Consider the following 15,645-nt stretch of genomic DNA (forward strand, 5'->3'; position numbering starts at 1 on the left):
CAACTCGAAAAAATCCCTATGAAATCTCCAAGTTTGACCGACAACCGTTGAGCCAGGAAAAACCCTAGACTAAGAAGTGAGTTAGGGGGCTAAATCATGGAAAACAAGACGGAACGTAAGCTTAACCAGTCGTTGGAACAACCCAGGTTGGTGAGTCTCTTGGAAATTGCTAAAACGTTTTTGCACATCGGGTTTGTATCTTATAGTTTAGCAGCGCTTGGGGAAGCAAAAAAGGCCTTAGTGGATAAGAAAAACTGGCTGACCGATGAGGAATATTTGAACGGCTTAGCTCTTTCACAACTCTTACCCGGTGCACCTACCGTCAACCTAAACACTTACATTGGATATTTCCTGAGAGGATTTCCGGGTGCCTTAGTGGCTAGTATCTTTTTTGTGATTCCCTGTTTTCTATTAATGGTCGTTCTCGCCCACCTCTATCTAAACTATAACGACGTACCTTTAGTATCCTCGTTGTTTAAAGGAGTAGGCGCTTTAGTCGTAGGCCTGGTCTTAAACACCATCCTTGATCTCTGGAAAAAAGGAGTAAACTCCCCTCAGCTGACAATCCTGGCTGTTGTCGGATTTGTGATGGTGTATTTTATGAAGGTCAATATTATGTCTCTTCTTTTAGTCGCGGGAGTAGTAAGCCTCGTCTCAACCTTCCTAACTTATAAAGTTACTGGATGGAAAGCCATAATGGATAAAAAGTTTTGGCTCGCCAAAAAGTCCTCCCCCAGGGCAGTTTCTGCCATTAAGTTTGAGTTCAGCAAGAAAAAGTACGTGGCTATGTTAATGATGCTGGCAGTCCTCCTGATCCTCAATTTTGTGATCAATTCTAGCAATCCAACCTATCGTCAACTGGGAACCACATTATTCGGCATCGGCGGGCTAACCTTCGGGAGTGGCTACGCAATGCTGCCATTTATCCAAGATACCATGGTTAATCAATATCACTTTGTTACAGATAAGGAATTTGGGGTAGCCCTAGCCTTGAGCTTACTAACCCCCGGTCCAGTCACTGTTATCTCTGCCTTTATAGGCTATAAAGTAGCAGGCCTATTTGGAGCAGCACTGGCTATGGCCAATATGTATTTACCGGCCTTTGCCTTTGTGAATATTATCTCAGACCTCTACAATCGTGCACGCAAAGTAGATAAATTCAAAATGGTTATCACTGGAGTTGTAGCCGCATTCATCGGGACACTCTGGGCAGTTGTTATTAAATTGACGGGTAGCTCGTTAGTCGATTTGCCGACCTATGGAATGGCTATAGCAGCATTTGGGGTACAGCGTTTTACCAAGATCGATACGCTCTGGATCATAATCGGTGGAGCGTTGATCTCGTTGGTTATTTTCTAGATTCAGTCCGTAAGTTGCATCCAGTATTCTTAAGTATCTCAGTTGCAGAAATGAGAACGGAAATTGCATTAAGAAGCAATTTCCGTTCTCCTGTCGACAATCTAACAGAGTCGTTTTTAGGGTGCTTTTTAGTAACAAACACTTATATAGTAAATTTCTTTAAGGAGTCTTGCAATTCATCGGCCATTTTTGCTAAAACCTGACTTGAAGACGCGATTTCTTCAACAGATGCTGATTGTTCCTCCGTTGCAGCAGATACAGTTTGTGTCTGTCCTGTAATATCTCGACTAGTCTCAAAGATATCAGTCACTGAAGAAACTATTCTTTCGCTACCCAGCGCCATTTGTTCAATCTCATCAGAGATTTCCCCAACCTGAGACGAAACGTGATTAACTAATGATGCAATTTCATCAAATGCCTGGCCAGCAATCTCAGCGACCTCTGTCCCCAGTTTAACTTGATGCGTTCCCTCATTCATTGATAATACTGCCTTATGTGTGTCTTGTTGAATTTCACTAATCAATAAAGCAATTTGTTGTGAAGCTTCCTGTGATTGTTCTGCTAATTTACGGACCTCATCCGCTACAACAGCGAATCCTCTTCCTTGTTCACCTGCTCGCGCAGCCTCAATCGCAGCATTTAAAGCGAGAAGATTTGTTTGTGCAGCAATACCCGATATGGTATCTACGATCTGTCCAATTTCTTTAGAACGCTCCCCCAAATTCAAAACCACTTCTGCCGATCCCGTCACTGTTTTTTCAATATTAATCATTTGCTGAATGGTTTTATTGATCATCTGACTTCCCTCAGCTGCTGAAGAAGCCGTATTTTCAGAGGATTGGACTGCTACTTTGGCGTTTTCCAACATATGTTGGATCCCCGCTGACATTTGCTGCACAATCGCAGACGTTTCATTCACTGCATTAAGTTGTTTTTCTGCACCTACTGCGACTTCCATTATAGCCATGGCTACCTGTTGAGAAGCTTGAGCGGATTGTTCTGCTCCAGAGCTCAATTGTTGAGATGATGCCGCAACTTGCGTCGAGGATAATGACACTTGTTGAATAAGGTGTATTAGGTTATCCGTCATAGTTTTGAAAGCTCTATCAAGTTGACCTATTTCATCTTTTGAATTATTCTCGAATTCTCTGATTTTCAGATTACCCTTAGCTATTTCTTCTGCATTTTCTGCCACAGCTACAATCTGTTTTGATATTTTATTGCTCAAAATAATGCCCAACACAAGAGAAACTCCAAAAGCTACTAGGATGGATAGGATAGTATAGATTACACTTCTCCGAGTCTTTTGTTGATAATCCAGTTGTTTCGCTAAAACAAGTTTATCTATATCATCAACCCAATTTCCTGTCCCGATCACCCAATTATAAGGTTGAAACAACACTGTATAACCTCTTTTGGGTAACGCTTCGGTTTGATTCGGCTTAGCAAATGAATAGTCTGTATACCCACCACCTGCTTGAGTTCCCTTAGTAATCATTTCCTGAATAAAAAGTTTACCTTTACTGTCCTTGCTGTCATAGCGCGACTTACCTTCAGAAGCCTCTCTCCCTAAAAGAACAACATTTATTCCAGCGGTCGTATCTATCCAGAAGTAATTATCCGTATCATACCGTAAATTTCTAACTAAATCAGCAGCTTTAATTTTTGCTTCTTCTGGAGATAATTCTCCTTTTTGCTGCCTATTATAAGTATCTTGAACTAAACTATAAGCGGTTTGTACCTCTAATTTAATTGTCCGATCAAATTGTTCGTATAAAGTATTACGATATTGAGTTATGTTAGTTTGTTCGGTCACGATTACATTATAAATATTATACCCACCAAGAATTGAACCCATAATGAAAGCCGTAGTCAATAACAAAAGAATAATTCGATATTTTATTTTAGTCATATTCCATCTCCTTTTCAAAATACTATAGATTTAAAGTCAATATAATTAAAACTAAAAACAAAATCGCCACGTAAATGACATGGCGACAGAGTCCTTAATTGGTAGCTCGGCTATCATCACCCTAAGTGGAAGACCCGTAGCTTTGCGTCCCCGGCTTTCACCGAGTTTGCCTTTCTCAATAGCCCTATGCAAGATACAAATATGTAATAAATTGTATTTTAATTATTAATGGTAGAAGCCAATTTATTTATTTTAATCTTTCTTTGAGTCTTAGTCAAGACTTAACATGTCAGAGGCAACCTTAAAATATTTTTTTCATACGCTTTCATCGCTGCGAGAAGGACATTCCTGAGTTAATCAAGAATGTGTTAATGTAGTAAGGAGATCTTTACAAGGTGGAGAAATTCATGAATTGTGATCTTTTAATAAAAAATGGTTTCATCATCGATGGCACTGGAAACCCGGGTTTCTATGGCGATCTGGCTGTAAGCGAAGGGAAGATTATTGCAATAGCTACCAAAATCGAATGCGAAGCGGAGAGAGTTATTGATGCCTTCGGATTAACGGTATGTCCAGGCTTTATTGACCCCCATGTACATGAAGAACTTACAGTTTTAACGAGTGGTAAGTTTGAGGAATTTCTGCGACAAGGGGTTACCACAACGGTTAATGGGAACTGTGGACATTCCATAACGCCCTATTCTTCAGATAACATCTATGAATATATGGCTAAAAAAGGGCTTATTTCCGTTGAGACAAAAGAACGAAATAAACGAGTCGTGCCTGCCTGGTCATCTTTCTCAGGCTATATCGACGTTATCAAAAACAAAGGTACCAACTTAAATATGGGATTTCTCTTAGGGCATGGCACTTTAAGATGGAGTGTCATGGGAGACACGAAAAATAGAAAACCAACCGTTGAAGAAGAAAAAAAAATAGGCTATCTAATTAAAGAGGGCATGGAACATGGGGCCTTAGGGATATCAACCGGCTTGACCTATGGTCCAAGCAAATATGCCGATACCGATGAAATCATTACACTATCTAAGGTAGCACAAAAATATGATGGAATATATGCATCCCATATCAGAAACTATATTGGAATCTTGGAAGCTGTTAAGGAAGCCATAAGAATCGGTGAAGCGGCAGGCATAAGAGTACAGGTGTCCCATCTGACGCCGAATTGTCCTGAAGCATTTGATGAAATACTCGCTGCTCGGGAAAGGGGAGTGGAAATTGCAGTCGATACTATCCCCAAAAGCAGCGGGCACTACAGGAGAAAGGACAGATTATTTCAGTTTATAGTATCACAAGAGAGCATCAAGACTCCTGAGGGAAGACGAAAACTATTAAAAAAGATTCGATTCAAAGACCAACTTTTGGTTATCAATACGGATGATCCTCACATGGAAAATCGGACCTTAAAAGAAATTGCTTACGAGCGAAGGATAGATGTCGATGAACTAATCCTCAATCTATTGGAAAATGACAGTCCTAACCTGGCCTTCTGTCAGGGTGGACTCATCAGACGAGATTTTCCAGGAGCCCCTTATGAGGATAATATAGTCAAGAATCCCCTAGTCATGGTTGGTTCAGATAGGGTATTTGGGGAAATAGACGACCCTTCTGCCTGGTATGAATTATTTAGAAAAGGCGCATTTCCAATATTCTCCGACTTATGCAGGCAAAAAGGTATGAGATTAGAAGAAATTATTAGAAGGATAACTTCCCTACCCGCCCAGCAGTTCCGATTGAGTGATAGAGGTATGCTCGCCAAAAGAAAAGCAGCCGATATAACAATCATCGATATGGATAATTATTATTACCCCTCCGACGAGGAAATCGATTATAAAAACCCATTAACAATGGCAAGAGGGGTTAAGTATACGATTGTTAATGGCAAAGTAGCCTTAGATGATGGAACGTTAAAAGAAATAAATGCAGGGCAATTATTATCGAGAAATGGTCGCAAATTATAATATTTTGCTCACAAAAAGGGTGAGCGGGCCGAGATTGCTTACTCCTTTGAGATTGTTCCCAACCTGGTTATCCAAGATATTTTGAAATATAAAAGAGGATTATTCACCTATAATGGGGTGAATAATCCTCTTTTAATATTTAGCACATCCCGCAATCACGATGGCTTTTCTTATAATCACTAACCTCTTTTTTCTCTGAACCTTTAATAACTTGGGTCTCCGGATCAATCAGCTGCTGCTCTCCTGATGTCTCCACAGGATTTGCTATCCCTGGTTTGACGGGCGAAAGGAGACAGGATTTGAAACCTCCGTCAAGATTTTTTACTCTGAATCCATTTTGGGTTAAGATCCTAGACGCGACATACCCTCTCAGTCCAATCTGACAATATTCCAAGATCTCTTTATCCTTATCAAGTTCTCCAAGTCGTCCTCTGAGACCGTCCACTGGAATATGGAGAGCCCCCTCGATGTGACCCGCATTGAATTCGATGTCTGTACGCACATCCAATAAGATCGTGTTTTCTCGATCATAAGACACGAGCTGCTCGGTCGATATGACATCCACTCGGCCTGCTAAGAGATTTTCCGCGACATACCCTGCCATATTCACTGGATCCTTAGCGGAAGAATACGGCGGCGCATAGCAAAGCTCTAACTCGGTTAAATCCGTGACCGTTCCACCCAGGCGAAGAACCGTCGCGATAACATCGATTCTCTTATCCACCCCATCGCTGCCTACCCCCTGTGCTCCTAATATTTTGCCCTCTTCACTGAAAATCAGCTTCAAGGTCATCATCAAGGCTCCAGGATAGTAGGAGGCATGGGCAGCCGGATGAACAGTGATCGTTTTATAAGGGATGTTTAGACGTTTCAAAGTCCGCTCATTATTACCTGTACTGGCCGCCGTCAAGCCAAACACCTTGATAATTGAAGTTCCCTGGGTCCCTTTATACGTTGTGTTTAAACCTGCAATATTGTCCGCTGCAATTCGACCTTGCTTATTGGCAGGACCAGCTAGGGGAACTGCTGTATTTTGTTTGTTAACAAAATCCACGACTTCAATCGCGTCTCCGACTGCATATACATTTTCTGCATTAGTGGCCATATTTTCGTTGACTAAAATATGCCCTTTCGCTCCCAACTTAATTCCACTCTCTTTAAGGAACCCAGTATCCGGAATCACTCCAATTGCTAAGATCACGAGATCAGCCTTCAATTTTTTCTCGCTATTGAGGGTGATTTCAACTCCGTTTTCCAGATCCTTAAAGGACTTAACCCCATCATTTAAGATGAGCTGGACCTCATTATCGCTAATCTCCTTTTCCACGGCTGCCACAATATCCGTGTCGAAGGGAGCCAGGACATGGGGTGCGGCTTCGACTAAGGTAACGTCTACCCCTCGATGCTTTAAATTCTCAGCCATCTCTACGCCGACAAAGCCACCCCCGATGACGACTGCACTATTAACCCCTTGGTTATCGACATAGTCTTTAATACTATCCGTATCGGGTATGTTTCGTAAGGTCAATATTCTCTTACTATTGATCCCTTCGATATAGGGTTTGATCGCTCTTGCGCCTGGAGATAAAACGACGTAGTCATACGTTTCTAAATACATGCCTCTGTCTTTACTTCTTACCGTCACTAACTTTTTACGAGTATCCAGACTGATTACTTCGCTGTTCACTCTGACGTCGATATTAAATCTATTCTTCATACTTTCAGGGGTTTGGACTAAAAGCTTTTCCCTTTCCTTAATGGTTTCCCCGATGTAATAGGGTAACCCACAATTGGCAAAGGAAATGTACTCGTCCCTTTCAAACATAATAATCTCAGCACTTTCATCGAGTCTTCTCAATCTTGCAGCTGCAGATGCACCGCCAGCCACACCGCCTACAACTAAAACCTTCTTACTCACAACTTGTCCTCCTCTAGTTTCGTATTTGAACCGTAATATTTGGTCCAAGCCATCTCGGGAAAGTTCGTTTGCAGTTGAAATTAATAATGTTTGTGAAAAAAAGGACATTTATAAGACTGCAAAAAATGCATCTTATCTTATACTAAAAAGCTGTGCTCACACCAACCCAATATTTCGCCGTTAAGAACTCTTCAAATAATTATTTTCACAAAACAAATAATAGCATAAAGGCATCCTATCTATACGGACAGAGTGCCTTTGCCTTTTCATTGATTTCATCCAACAACTATCTTGCTAAATCGCCTCATCTAAAGCTTTCTTCAACACTGTTTCTACCTGTTGTGCAATGCTTAGTAGTTCTTCTTGCTCCAACATGCCAATCATAGAAGTAGGACGCATCATCCCCATAAAAACACTGTTTTCTTTTTCATACACAACCATTTTACACGGTAAAAAGTAGCCAACTTCAATATGACGATCTAATACCTCTTTAGCTTGTTTTGGATTACATACCTCCAACACCTTAAAATTCTGATGAAAATCTAATCCCTTTTCCTCCAACTTTTCTTTAAAATTGAGCTCCCATAATACACCAAATTTATTTTCAGTTAAGCTTTTTTTCAAATCTTCAACGGCAGTTGAAAAGGTTTTACTGGTCTTTACTTCATATTTTATATCCATGTAATTACCCTCCTTATTCGTCTTCTTCATATTCCTGATCCGTCTTTACGGAAACTCTTACATTTAAAAGAAAAATTTGACGTGGTATCAGAGTATTCAACTATCACGCTGGATTGATTATGCCTAATAAGCGGTCTCGTTCCTCTTCCAAGTCCTCTCGTTCCGCCACCATCTTAGGTTGCACAGAATGAAAAGGCCAGCGTGCTTCTAAATCTGCTAACTTTTTTTCTACAGCGTCAAGCTGGAGCAGTAATTCCTGTTGATCAAGACGTTTTTCTTGGGCCTGATTTATATCAACCATTCGTTTTCTTCTCCTCTAGCGCTGCAAAGGTAATTGCACCATGCATACAAGCTTCCATGCAGGCTTCGCATTCAATACAGATCGCTGAATCTACAATTGCTAGATGGGAAAACATCGTGATCGCTTGTACGGGACAGGTATTGACACAGCGTTTGCACCCCCGACACAGCTTTTCCAAGATGAACGCTGACATTTCTACTCCCCCTCATTAAAAGAAACACCCGGTTTCTCGCTTAGCAACCCGCTCAGCCAAAGCGCTGAGGAACTGGATTTGAACCCGCGGCAGATCCTCCGCCAGAGCTTTTTCCCAGTACATTAACCGTCGTAAACCGCTGCTTAATTTGGGTACTCCCACATTCTGGACAAACTTGATGGTCTTTTTGGCTCATAGTACAAAAGATTGAAAACTTGTGGGTACATGTCTGACAAACTAAGTCATAACTTGGCATTGAACTCCCCCCTAATAACCCATCTTCAGTATATCATCCCCATAGTAGTTTAACCCAATCGTTAACAACTCTTTAATTGGATGACAATCCGGAGCCAGCACTTTTCCATGCCTATCTTTGGCCACAGCACCGCATCCTCCGCCACAGATCAAGCTAACTTCACAGTCCTGGCATTCTGGAATCGTAAGCACACTTCGTTCCTGCCATTCTTTCACATCTTCCTTAAGTTGAAATTTTGGAAAGTAAGTGCCTAGTTTGAACTGCTCCTGTCCTGTTGTTGCGGTACAACCATAAATATCGCCGTATAAGTCAAACACCCATTCTGTTTTACAAGCTGGACAAGTGTCATAAGATGGCAAATAGAGTTCACCAGTTTGGACCAAGTGATTTATTCCCTTGAACTCCGGCTTATGGAACTTCTTGAGTACAGGATGTTTCTCGGCTAGCTCCACAAACATCGCCCAATGTTCGGCATGGCTGAGTAAATGCATCGGTGTAGCAGAACACTCAAACAGTTCGTAATTGCGACCCACTTGGGTTTTGAATCGTTGAGGAGGAAGATCCAGCCAACCCCTGTTGTCTAAGTCTTCAGCTAGGGTAACAAGCTCTTCAAAGTTGGATTTATCCATCACAGCTCGTAAATTAATCGGAATCCCTCGTCGTACAGCCTCCTCGACACCGAGCATAATTTTGGTATACGTCCCTTGCCCCCCGATCGTATGGCGACGTTGGTCGTGAACCTCTTGCGGACCATCTAAGGTGATTTGAATTTCCTTGACGGTGGCCTGCTGGAGAATATCTAAATACGACAATAGATCGTAACCATTAGTGACTGCTGTAATCGCATACCCGCCTTGTGCGGCTTTTTTAACAATGTAGTCAATAATTTCTTTCTGACGTGGTGAACCATTTAATGCTTCCCCGCCAAATAAGGTGATAAATGGTTTTTGATCAGGAAATTGGACCTTTAGATGATCAAAAAAAGCGTCTGCAACTTCTCGTTTCATCAGTTGTGATTTTTGTTTAATCCCACTTTGGTAACAATAAGTGCAAGCTAAGTTACACCCATACGTCGGGACCAAGAGAACTTGAGGAGCTGTCTCCTGCAGGGCTTCTGCAAATTCAGGCCATCGGGCGTTCAGACGATTCTTTTCAGCCTGCTCATCTGGATAGAGATAACCTCGCTCAGTTAAATATTGAATGAACTCGTTGTCGTCTAAAGCGTCTCCTCGTTTTATACCTTGGAGTTTATCAAATTCCTGAGTTTTTACAAGGTCAAACCCGCCCGACAATGAATTCATGATGGCATAAGGGAATTCCGGATTTTCTTTCATTGGCAAGATCAGGTTATAACGGCTAAAATACATGTTTCCACTCTTTTCTTACACGTTCGTCTGGGAACTCTTCTATGCTTTTGCTGCAAAACGATTCTCTTAAGAGATCTTAACAGCGTCATTTTCATATTCTTGGTGCAGCCCTAACGCGCTAGAGTCAAAAAATTGAATAAAGACGAGACGACAGCTCAACGCTGCCGCCTATTGAAATCAGTCGTGGCATCCAGCGACGATTTTAGATGACTTTGAGCAGCATTGAGCGACGGATAAGGCCAGGCTCGAGCAGCAGGTTGACGATAGTTTGCTGATTGGACGCAATGAGTTCACCCCCTCTCATTAACAAGCGTAGTGGCGTTTTTGCCCTTGAAATGTACGACTGATCATTTCGTACCCATTCTTGACGTAGTGTCGTTCTTTGAAAATCTCCAGCGTGTTAAATCCAGCAGCAACTAGCGCTTTTTCATATTCGTCCACCGTAATGGCCCCTCCAAAGCAGGCTGCAACTGCTTCAGGATCTTGCCTAATCTCTAACGGAAGTGGGGTATCCGTCATGATGTCAGAAACAACGAACCGACCACCAGGTTTCAGGATTCGATGGATTTCACGATAAACGGCCACCTTATCTTCCACATGATTAATAGCACAGTTGCTGATCACTGCATCCAAGCTGGCATCCTCTAACGGAATTTTCTCCATCGACGATATTAAGAATTTTACATTCTTGAGTGATCCTTGTGTGAGACGTTCTTGAGCTCTTTCGATCATTTTTGGAGTAATGTCAAGTCCCCAAGTAAATCCGTTTTCTCCGACGAGCTCTGCAGCTTGTAGGGTTTCCTCCCCACGACCGCATCCAAGATCCAGCACTTTTTCGCCCTGTTTTAAATTCAAAAAAGCGAGATTTCCGCCACAACTCAAGTTGGAGTTTTCGTTTTCTCCTGTATACCTTTTCATGATTTCGAACACGGCCACGAGTCTCACCCTCAATTTTATATAGAATGACCATCGTCAGTTAGACAGCCTGAAGCTTATCCTTCACACCTTGTAATTTAGTACAATCGGGGCACCCTGTACTGGCTCCCCCCTCCTTACACGTCTTGAGGCAGTTATCAATAGAATTCAAAATTACCTGGACTTCCTCTGGTGTCAAGTTAATATTTACCATTTTTTAAACCCTCCTATAGTATAGATTGACCTTAAAATAGTGTTCCCCAAAAATCTCCAAACATGTCTTAGCGCTGTTTCTGACTTGCCAAGTAACGCTCTGCATTAACAGCAGCAACCGCTCCATCTCCGACAGCCGTGGCCACTTGACGAACCGTTTTACTGCGAACATCCCCTGCTACAAAGACGCCTGCCAGATTTGTTCGCATTTCATCGTCCGCCTCAACATACCCCCATTGATTAAGCTTGATTTGCTCAGCAAAAATGGTTGTGCGGGGTTGCATACCGATATAAACAAAGACTCCATTAGCCTCGACCGTGCTCATTTCATGGGTCTTAACATTTTCAATGACCACTCCGGTCAAATGCTTTTCTCCCACAATGGAGCGAACTTCAGAATCCCAAATTACGCTCAGTTTTTGATTGGCAAACGCTTCTTCTTGAGCAGTTTTAGATGCTTGGTAGTGATCAAATTGATGAATTATGGTGACGTGCTTCGCAAACTTCGTCAGGTACACAGCTTCTTCTACTGCCGAGTTTCCTCCACCAACAACGATAACCTCCTCAGCATCCTGATACATTGCGCCATCACAGGTCGCACAGTAGTGGATACCGTTACCACGGAAATCCGCTTCCCCTTCAGCAGGCAGACGTCGAGATTCTGCGCCTGTTGCCAAAATTACCACTGGCGCCTCGTATTCGACGTCTTCCGTTATAATCCGCTTCACCTCCCTTTGAAGATCAAGGCTCACGACTTCTTTGAGGTCATGGATTTCTGTTCCAAAACCCTTGGCTTGGTCAATCATGTTGTTCATCAATTCTTTACCACTGAGAACCCCTGGTGTCCCTGGATAATTGGCTATGTGATACGTGGTTGCCGCTTGCCCTCCAGCGAGACCTTCTTCTACGACGATTACCTTTAATTTGGCGCGGGATGCATAGGTAGCCGCGGTTAAGCCAGCAGGCCCTCCCCCCAAAATCAAGACATCAGCGCCTACCTTTTCTTTCACAATCTCTTCAGGTTTTATGCCCAGTAAACTCTCAAAAGCCTGGCGCGCTTGGGTTATGGAGATATACCCGCTCAAACGCTGTCCTACTTCCTCTCCCTTGCGAAAAAACAAAACGGTCGGACTTCCTTTGACCCCAAATTTTTCAGCCAATGGACGATTCGCCTGACGCAACATTTTTACGAATTTAACATCGGGAAACTTTTCAGCCATACGTTCATAGATCGGTGCCAGTTGAGCACAAGGAGGACAATCCTCGGAAAAAAAGTCGAGGGCAATTAAACCCTTAAAGTTTTTTAACTCATCTTCAAACTCTTCTACTGATAAATGAAGAATATGGTCATCCATTGATCTCGCTCCTTTTTATAAACCTCTTAGAAGGCATCCATCTTCCTCATACCCCTTATACCCTGCAGGGGTATTTTACTACTCTAATATATTCGTCTCTCTTTCATTTGTCAACCCTTCTTCACAATATCTTTTCTCATTTTCAATTATTTATTCTACACCAGTGCCCTACGTTGGAGTCGTATTTCTAAGGGGTAAAAAGAAGCCCAAAAACGTTTATTGTTTCTGGGCTCAAGGGTGTGAGGCACTTCGGTTATGACATTTATGGCACGAATCCGCTCCCTGTTCCATGAGGGATTGCTGGCACTTGCTTCCATAGACTAAGGGGATTTTGAAGGTCTTGCCTGTTACACGGCTACTCTGTACCCAATCATTTCCTTGATGGCGTGTGAAGGGCAATTCCTCTCCTTTTGCCGTCATAAGAATTTCATTTCCAATTTTTAGCTCTGGAAACTTTGAATTCGTTATTTGCTCTTCAAATGCTAGGTCATTAGTATCCTTGATTATCTTGGTTTGGGGGAGTTTTTCCTTCGTCCCATGACAATCTTGGCATTGCAGATGGACCGCATCATATTGAGAGGTATAAAGTTTGTTATCTCCCATCACATCCTGTCGTGTATGACAATCGATGCAATCCAGACTCACTTCACACTGAGCGAAAATTTCGCCTGGTAAATAGTAATCTTTGAGACGATCCAACCAATTCGTATCTCCGGCTTTCCAGTCGTTTACAACCTTAGTCATATCTGAGCGAATAGCAAAGCTCATTTTTAAAGGGTCATGGTTGCCTTGGTTGTGACACTGATTACACTGGGTATAAGGAATTTGGGTCGTTAGACTATGGACCTTTCCTCGCCCAATATTACTGGACTTCATGGTCGTATCCGCACCGATGTAAGTATGTGTAGGATTAGTCAAGACATGACATACCTCACAGCCATTCCCTTGTATAGCCTTTGATTCGGCCTGCACCTTACCTTGAGTGACCTCTGGGTGAGGATTCTTTGTCGCAATAGGAGTTGGAATATCCCCTCCACTTTGATGACATTGACTGAGGCAGTTCTGTTGGAAGTCTTTTTCATTAGGTCGTCCCTGCAGCGGATTAGGATAAAGAAATCCCACCTGTCCCTTGGTGAGTCCCGGTACATCCTTGGTTTTATCGAATCCGAACATCATGCGCACAACACTGAGTTCTCCCGCCTTCGTGGACATGATCGAGGTCTTCACTAGATCGACTTCATTTTTGGCCTGTTCATGGTTACCTGTGTGACAAGCTACTCCATTCGCCCCTGTCCCTCCACAGCTTAAAGAGGCGACATCGAGTGAACCCGGATGCCCCCCCCCATACATTTGGGCATGGGCCGTCGTTTTGTCTAGCGAGAGAGGATTTCCTCCATGGCATACCGCACACCCAAACGTATTGCTGGGATGGGAGTTCGATATTTCTTCAATTCCGATGTGGCATGTTTTGCAGCGCTCGACCTTCCCATTAGGAAGAACAAGGTTGATGATCTCAGGCTTACGCGTTTGATAACTTGCAAGTTCTTGTTGAAGCTGGTTTTTCTTAGTTGAATCGTTTATAGTACCGAGCTGAACTTGCAATTTCGAAATTTGCTCCGTAAAATAGTCTCTTTGATAACGAGTCCAGCTTGGAGTGTTCTCCTGTTTCAGCGCCAGAATCACGATCAGTATTAATAAAAGACTTGCTAGCAAGAATGTTTTTTTCATATTAAATCCACCACAATTCTTTGACCATAAACCACAGAAGAAGGAGTAGGACAAACCCGAAGAGAGTGCTGAAGATCATCTGCCCCCACTTAATACCGATATAATCCACGAGCCAAGGTAACCCTGAAAACCCGCTTATTATTAGAATCGGGACAATTAGAGCGCCTAACCAGGGAGGAAGGTACAATAAAAGAACTTGGAAAGGTCCAAAAATCCAAGGAGCAACGGCATGTGTAACGGCGGGAGCTAAATTGCTCGTTCCGACACTAGGCGTAAATTCTAAGGCCAGAGCAGTACAAACTACGAGAAAAAACAAGGTAGCGATGCCCTCTTTTTCCTTGAGGTGTCTTATTGGTGAACGGGCCATTTTGGTCTCCCCCTTAGAGCGGACGTACTCCCCCATCACGACGAATCCGCCAGAAATGATAGAACTGTAGTATCAAAGCAACCATAGGTAGCCCGACACAATGCCATACATACACTACTAGGGTACTTCCGCTTAATGCCGAAGGTTCGCCGAGCGAAATCTGCCCCAGGGCAGTACCTAAACCAGGGATTAACCCCAAAATATTGACAGCAACGGTTGCGGCCGCACCACTTTCTTGTGAACCGATTAGTAAGTAACCGGTAAAATCCAAAACCAAGATAAGAACCAGCAGACCCACGCCGACCAGCCAATTCAGTTGCCTAGGCGACTTGTAGGAATGGGTCCAAACGACCCGTAGCATATGTAGATTTACGGTGACGACCATGATCTGTCCTGCCCAGTAGTGTAAATTCCGAATGACCCCACCGTAAGGAATCACAGAAGCTATCGTAACAATACTGCTAAAGCTAGTGCTCTCTCCCGGTTGATAGTGAAACATCAGCAGAAGTCCCGTGACCCCCAAGACGATAAATGCTAGGAAAGACAACCCTCCTAGGCAAAAAGTATAGAGTACGGATAGAACCCCGTCTGGAACAAAACGGGGTCTAATATGGTTCACAAAGTTTTTCATAGACGTGCATCCAATCCAACTTGTTTCGAAGTATTGATGATGAGAGATCCATCCGCTTTGCGTTCTACAGCCACTCTTGTCAACGCTTTAGGGGCAGGTCCGGATAGGGGCCTGCCCTCTGAGTCATAAATGCTACCGTGACAAGGGCAAAACCATTCTTTCTTTTCCGGATGATAATTCACTTCGCAGCCGAGATGAGTGCAAGTCGCAACCATGGCCATAATGCCCAATGTGTCCCGCTTTACCCAAACCCGAGAAGTGGAGGTGTTTTGCCAGTCAATGTTTTCGTCGAGCGGCTTGTCATAGAACACTAAAGGAGATCGCAGTCGATCCTCATTATTGGTGAGATACTGAGCTAGAGGCTTGATTGTCAGTGCACCGGCAGCGACAATTCCAACCCACGCTAAGCGCAACACCGCGCGTCTTGTCCATTCTGATTGCCTAGCCATTTCGTTCCCCAGCCTCCTACC

Annotated in this window: 16 protein-coding genes, 1 pseudogene and 1 riboswitch; of the genes and pseudogenes, 2 read left to right on the forward strand and 15 right to left on the reverse strand. The window is 43.1% G+C overall.

The features are described 5' to 3' along the window. Positions 1–96 precede the first annotated feature (96 nt). Complete coding sequence (gene chrA, locus DSOL_RS05985) at positions 97–1,359, forward strand: chromate efflux transporter (protein ID WP_075363970.1); 1,263 nt, start codon at positions 97–99, stop codon at positions 1,357–1,359. 142 nt (positions 1,360–1,501) lie between these two features. Here the strand turns inward: chrA and DSOL_RS05990 are convergent, their stop codons facing one another. Continuing rightward, positions 1,502–3,271, reverse strand: a complete 1,770-nt coding sequence (locus DSOL_RS05990; protein WP_075363971.1) for a methyl-accepting chemotaxis protein — start codon at positions 3,269–3,271, stop codon at positions 1,502–1,504. Positions 3,272–3,368: 97 nt separating this feature from the next. Beyond that, positions 3,369–3,452: riboswitch (cyclic di-GMP riboswitch) on the reverse strand. Between the two features lie 226 nt (positions 3,453–3,678). Here DSOL_RS05990 and DSOL_RS05995 point away from each other — a divergent pair. Then, positions 3,679–5,250, forward strand: a complete 1,572-nt coding sequence (locus tag DSOL_RS05995) for an N-acyl-D-amino-acid deacylase family protein (protein ID WP_075363972.1) — start codon at positions 3,679–3,681, stop codon at positions 5,248–5,250. A gap of 139 nt (positions 5,251–5,389) precedes the next feature. On the opposite strand, the gene DSOL_RS06000 is transcribed toward DSOL_RS05995, so the two are convergent. The 14 genes and pseudogenes from DSOL_RS06000 to DSOL_RS06055 form a co-directional block, all read right to left on the reverse strand. After that, complete coding sequence (locus tag DSOL_RS06000) at positions 5,390–7,168, reverse strand: CoA-disulfide reductase (protein WP_075363973.1); 1,779 nt, start codon at positions 7,166–7,168, stop codon at positions 5,390–5,392. Positions 7,169–7,462: 294 nt separating this feature from the next. Beyond that, a complete protein-coding gene (locus DSOL_RS06005; RefSeq protein ID WP_075363974.1) occupies positions 7,463–7,849 on the reverse strand; it encodes a DUF302 domain-containing protein in 387 nt (128 codons plus the stop codon). 103 nt (positions 7,850–7,952) lie between these two features. Next, a complete protein-coding gene (locus DSOL_RS28710) occupies positions 7,953–8,150 on the reverse strand; it encodes a hypothetical protein (RefSeq protein WP_075363975.1) in 198 nt (65 codons plus the stop codon). Further along, the gene (locus DSOL_RS28715) at positions 8,143–8,343 is read right to left on the reverse strand and encodes a DUF362 domain-containing protein (protein ID WP_075363976.1); all 201 of its coding nucleotides are present in this window, start codon (positions 8,341–8,343) and stop codon (positions 8,143–8,145) included. Before DSOL_RS28715 ends, DSOL_RS28710 begins: the two co-directional genes overlap by 8 nt. Before the next feature lie 52 nt (positions 8,344–8,395). Next, positions 8,396–8,599, reverse strand: a complete 204-nt coding sequence (locus tag DSOL_RS06020; RefSeq protein ID WP_075363977.1) for an FmdB family zinc ribbon protein — start codon at positions 8,597–8,599, stop codon at positions 8,396–8,398. 11 nt (positions 8,600–8,610) lie between these two features. After that, a complete protein-coding gene (locus DSOL_RS06025) occupies positions 8,611–9,966 on the reverse strand; it encodes a radical SAM/SPASM domain-containing protein (RefSeq protein WP_075363978.1) in 1,356 nt (451 codons plus the stop codon). Positions 9,967–10,269: 303 nt separating this feature from the next. Further along, on the reverse strand, positions 10,270–10,902 hold the full coding sequence (locus DSOL_RS06030) for a methyltransferase domain-containing protein (RefSeq protein ID WP_207649608.1): 633 nt from the start codon (positions 10,900–10,902) through the stop codon (positions 10,270–10,272). Positions 10,903–10,942: 40 nt separating this feature from the next. Continuing rightward, entirely contained in the window at positions 10,943–11,095 is a 153-nt protein-coding gene (locus DSOL_RS27865) for a hypothetical protein (protein WP_170871450.1), read from the reverse strand. Between the two features lie 67 nt (positions 11,096–11,162). Then, positions 11,163–12,104 (reverse strand): thioredoxin-disulfide reductase, encoded by a 942-nt coding sequence (trxB, locus tag DSOL_RS06035; protein ID WP_235838717.1) that lies wholly within the window; start codon positions 12,102–12,104, stop codon positions 11,163–11,165. Between the two features lie 51 nt (positions 12,105–12,155). After that, positions 12,156–12,449 (reverse strand): annotated as a pseudogene (locus DSOL_RS28720) (thioredoxin family protein); the annotation flags it as partial. A gap of 231 nt (positions 12,450–12,680) precedes the next feature. Continuing rightward, complete coding sequence (locus DSOL_RS06040; protein ID WP_075363980.1) at positions 12,681–14,177, reverse strand: cytochrome c3 family protein; 1,497 nt, start codon at positions 14,175–14,177, stop codon at positions 12,681–12,683. A 1-nt stretch (position 14,178) separates the two neighbouring features. Next, on the reverse strand, positions 14,179–14,544 hold the full coding sequence (locus DSOL_RS06045; RefSeq protein WP_075363981.1) for a hypothetical protein: 366 nt from the start codon (positions 14,542–14,544) through the stop codon (positions 14,179–14,181). Between the two features lie 13 nt (positions 14,545–14,557). Next, on the reverse strand, positions 14,558–15,175 hold the full coding sequence (locus DSOL_RS06050; RefSeq protein WP_075363982.1) for a cytochrome b N-terminal domain-containing protein: 618 nt from the start codon (positions 15,173–15,175) through the stop codon (positions 14,558–14,560). Next, positions 15,172–15,624 carry a QcrA and Rieske domain-containing protein gene (locus DSOL_RS06055; RefSeq protein WP_075363983.1) on the reverse strand — a complete coding sequence of 151 codons (453 nt, stop codon included), beginning with the start codon at positions 15,622–15,624 and terminating at the stop codon, positions 15,172–15,174. The genes DSOL_RS06050 and DSOL_RS06055 overlap by 4 nt, the downstream gene beginning before the upstream one ends. Between the last annotated feature and the right edge of the window lie 21 nt (positions 15,625–15,645).

It is taken from the genome of Desulfosporosinus metallidurans, from assembly GCF_001936615.1.
GTDB classification, from domain to species: Bacteria; Bacillota; Desulfitobacteriia; order Desulfitobacteriales; family Desulfitobacteriaceae; genus Desulfosporosinus; species Desulfosporosinus metallidurans.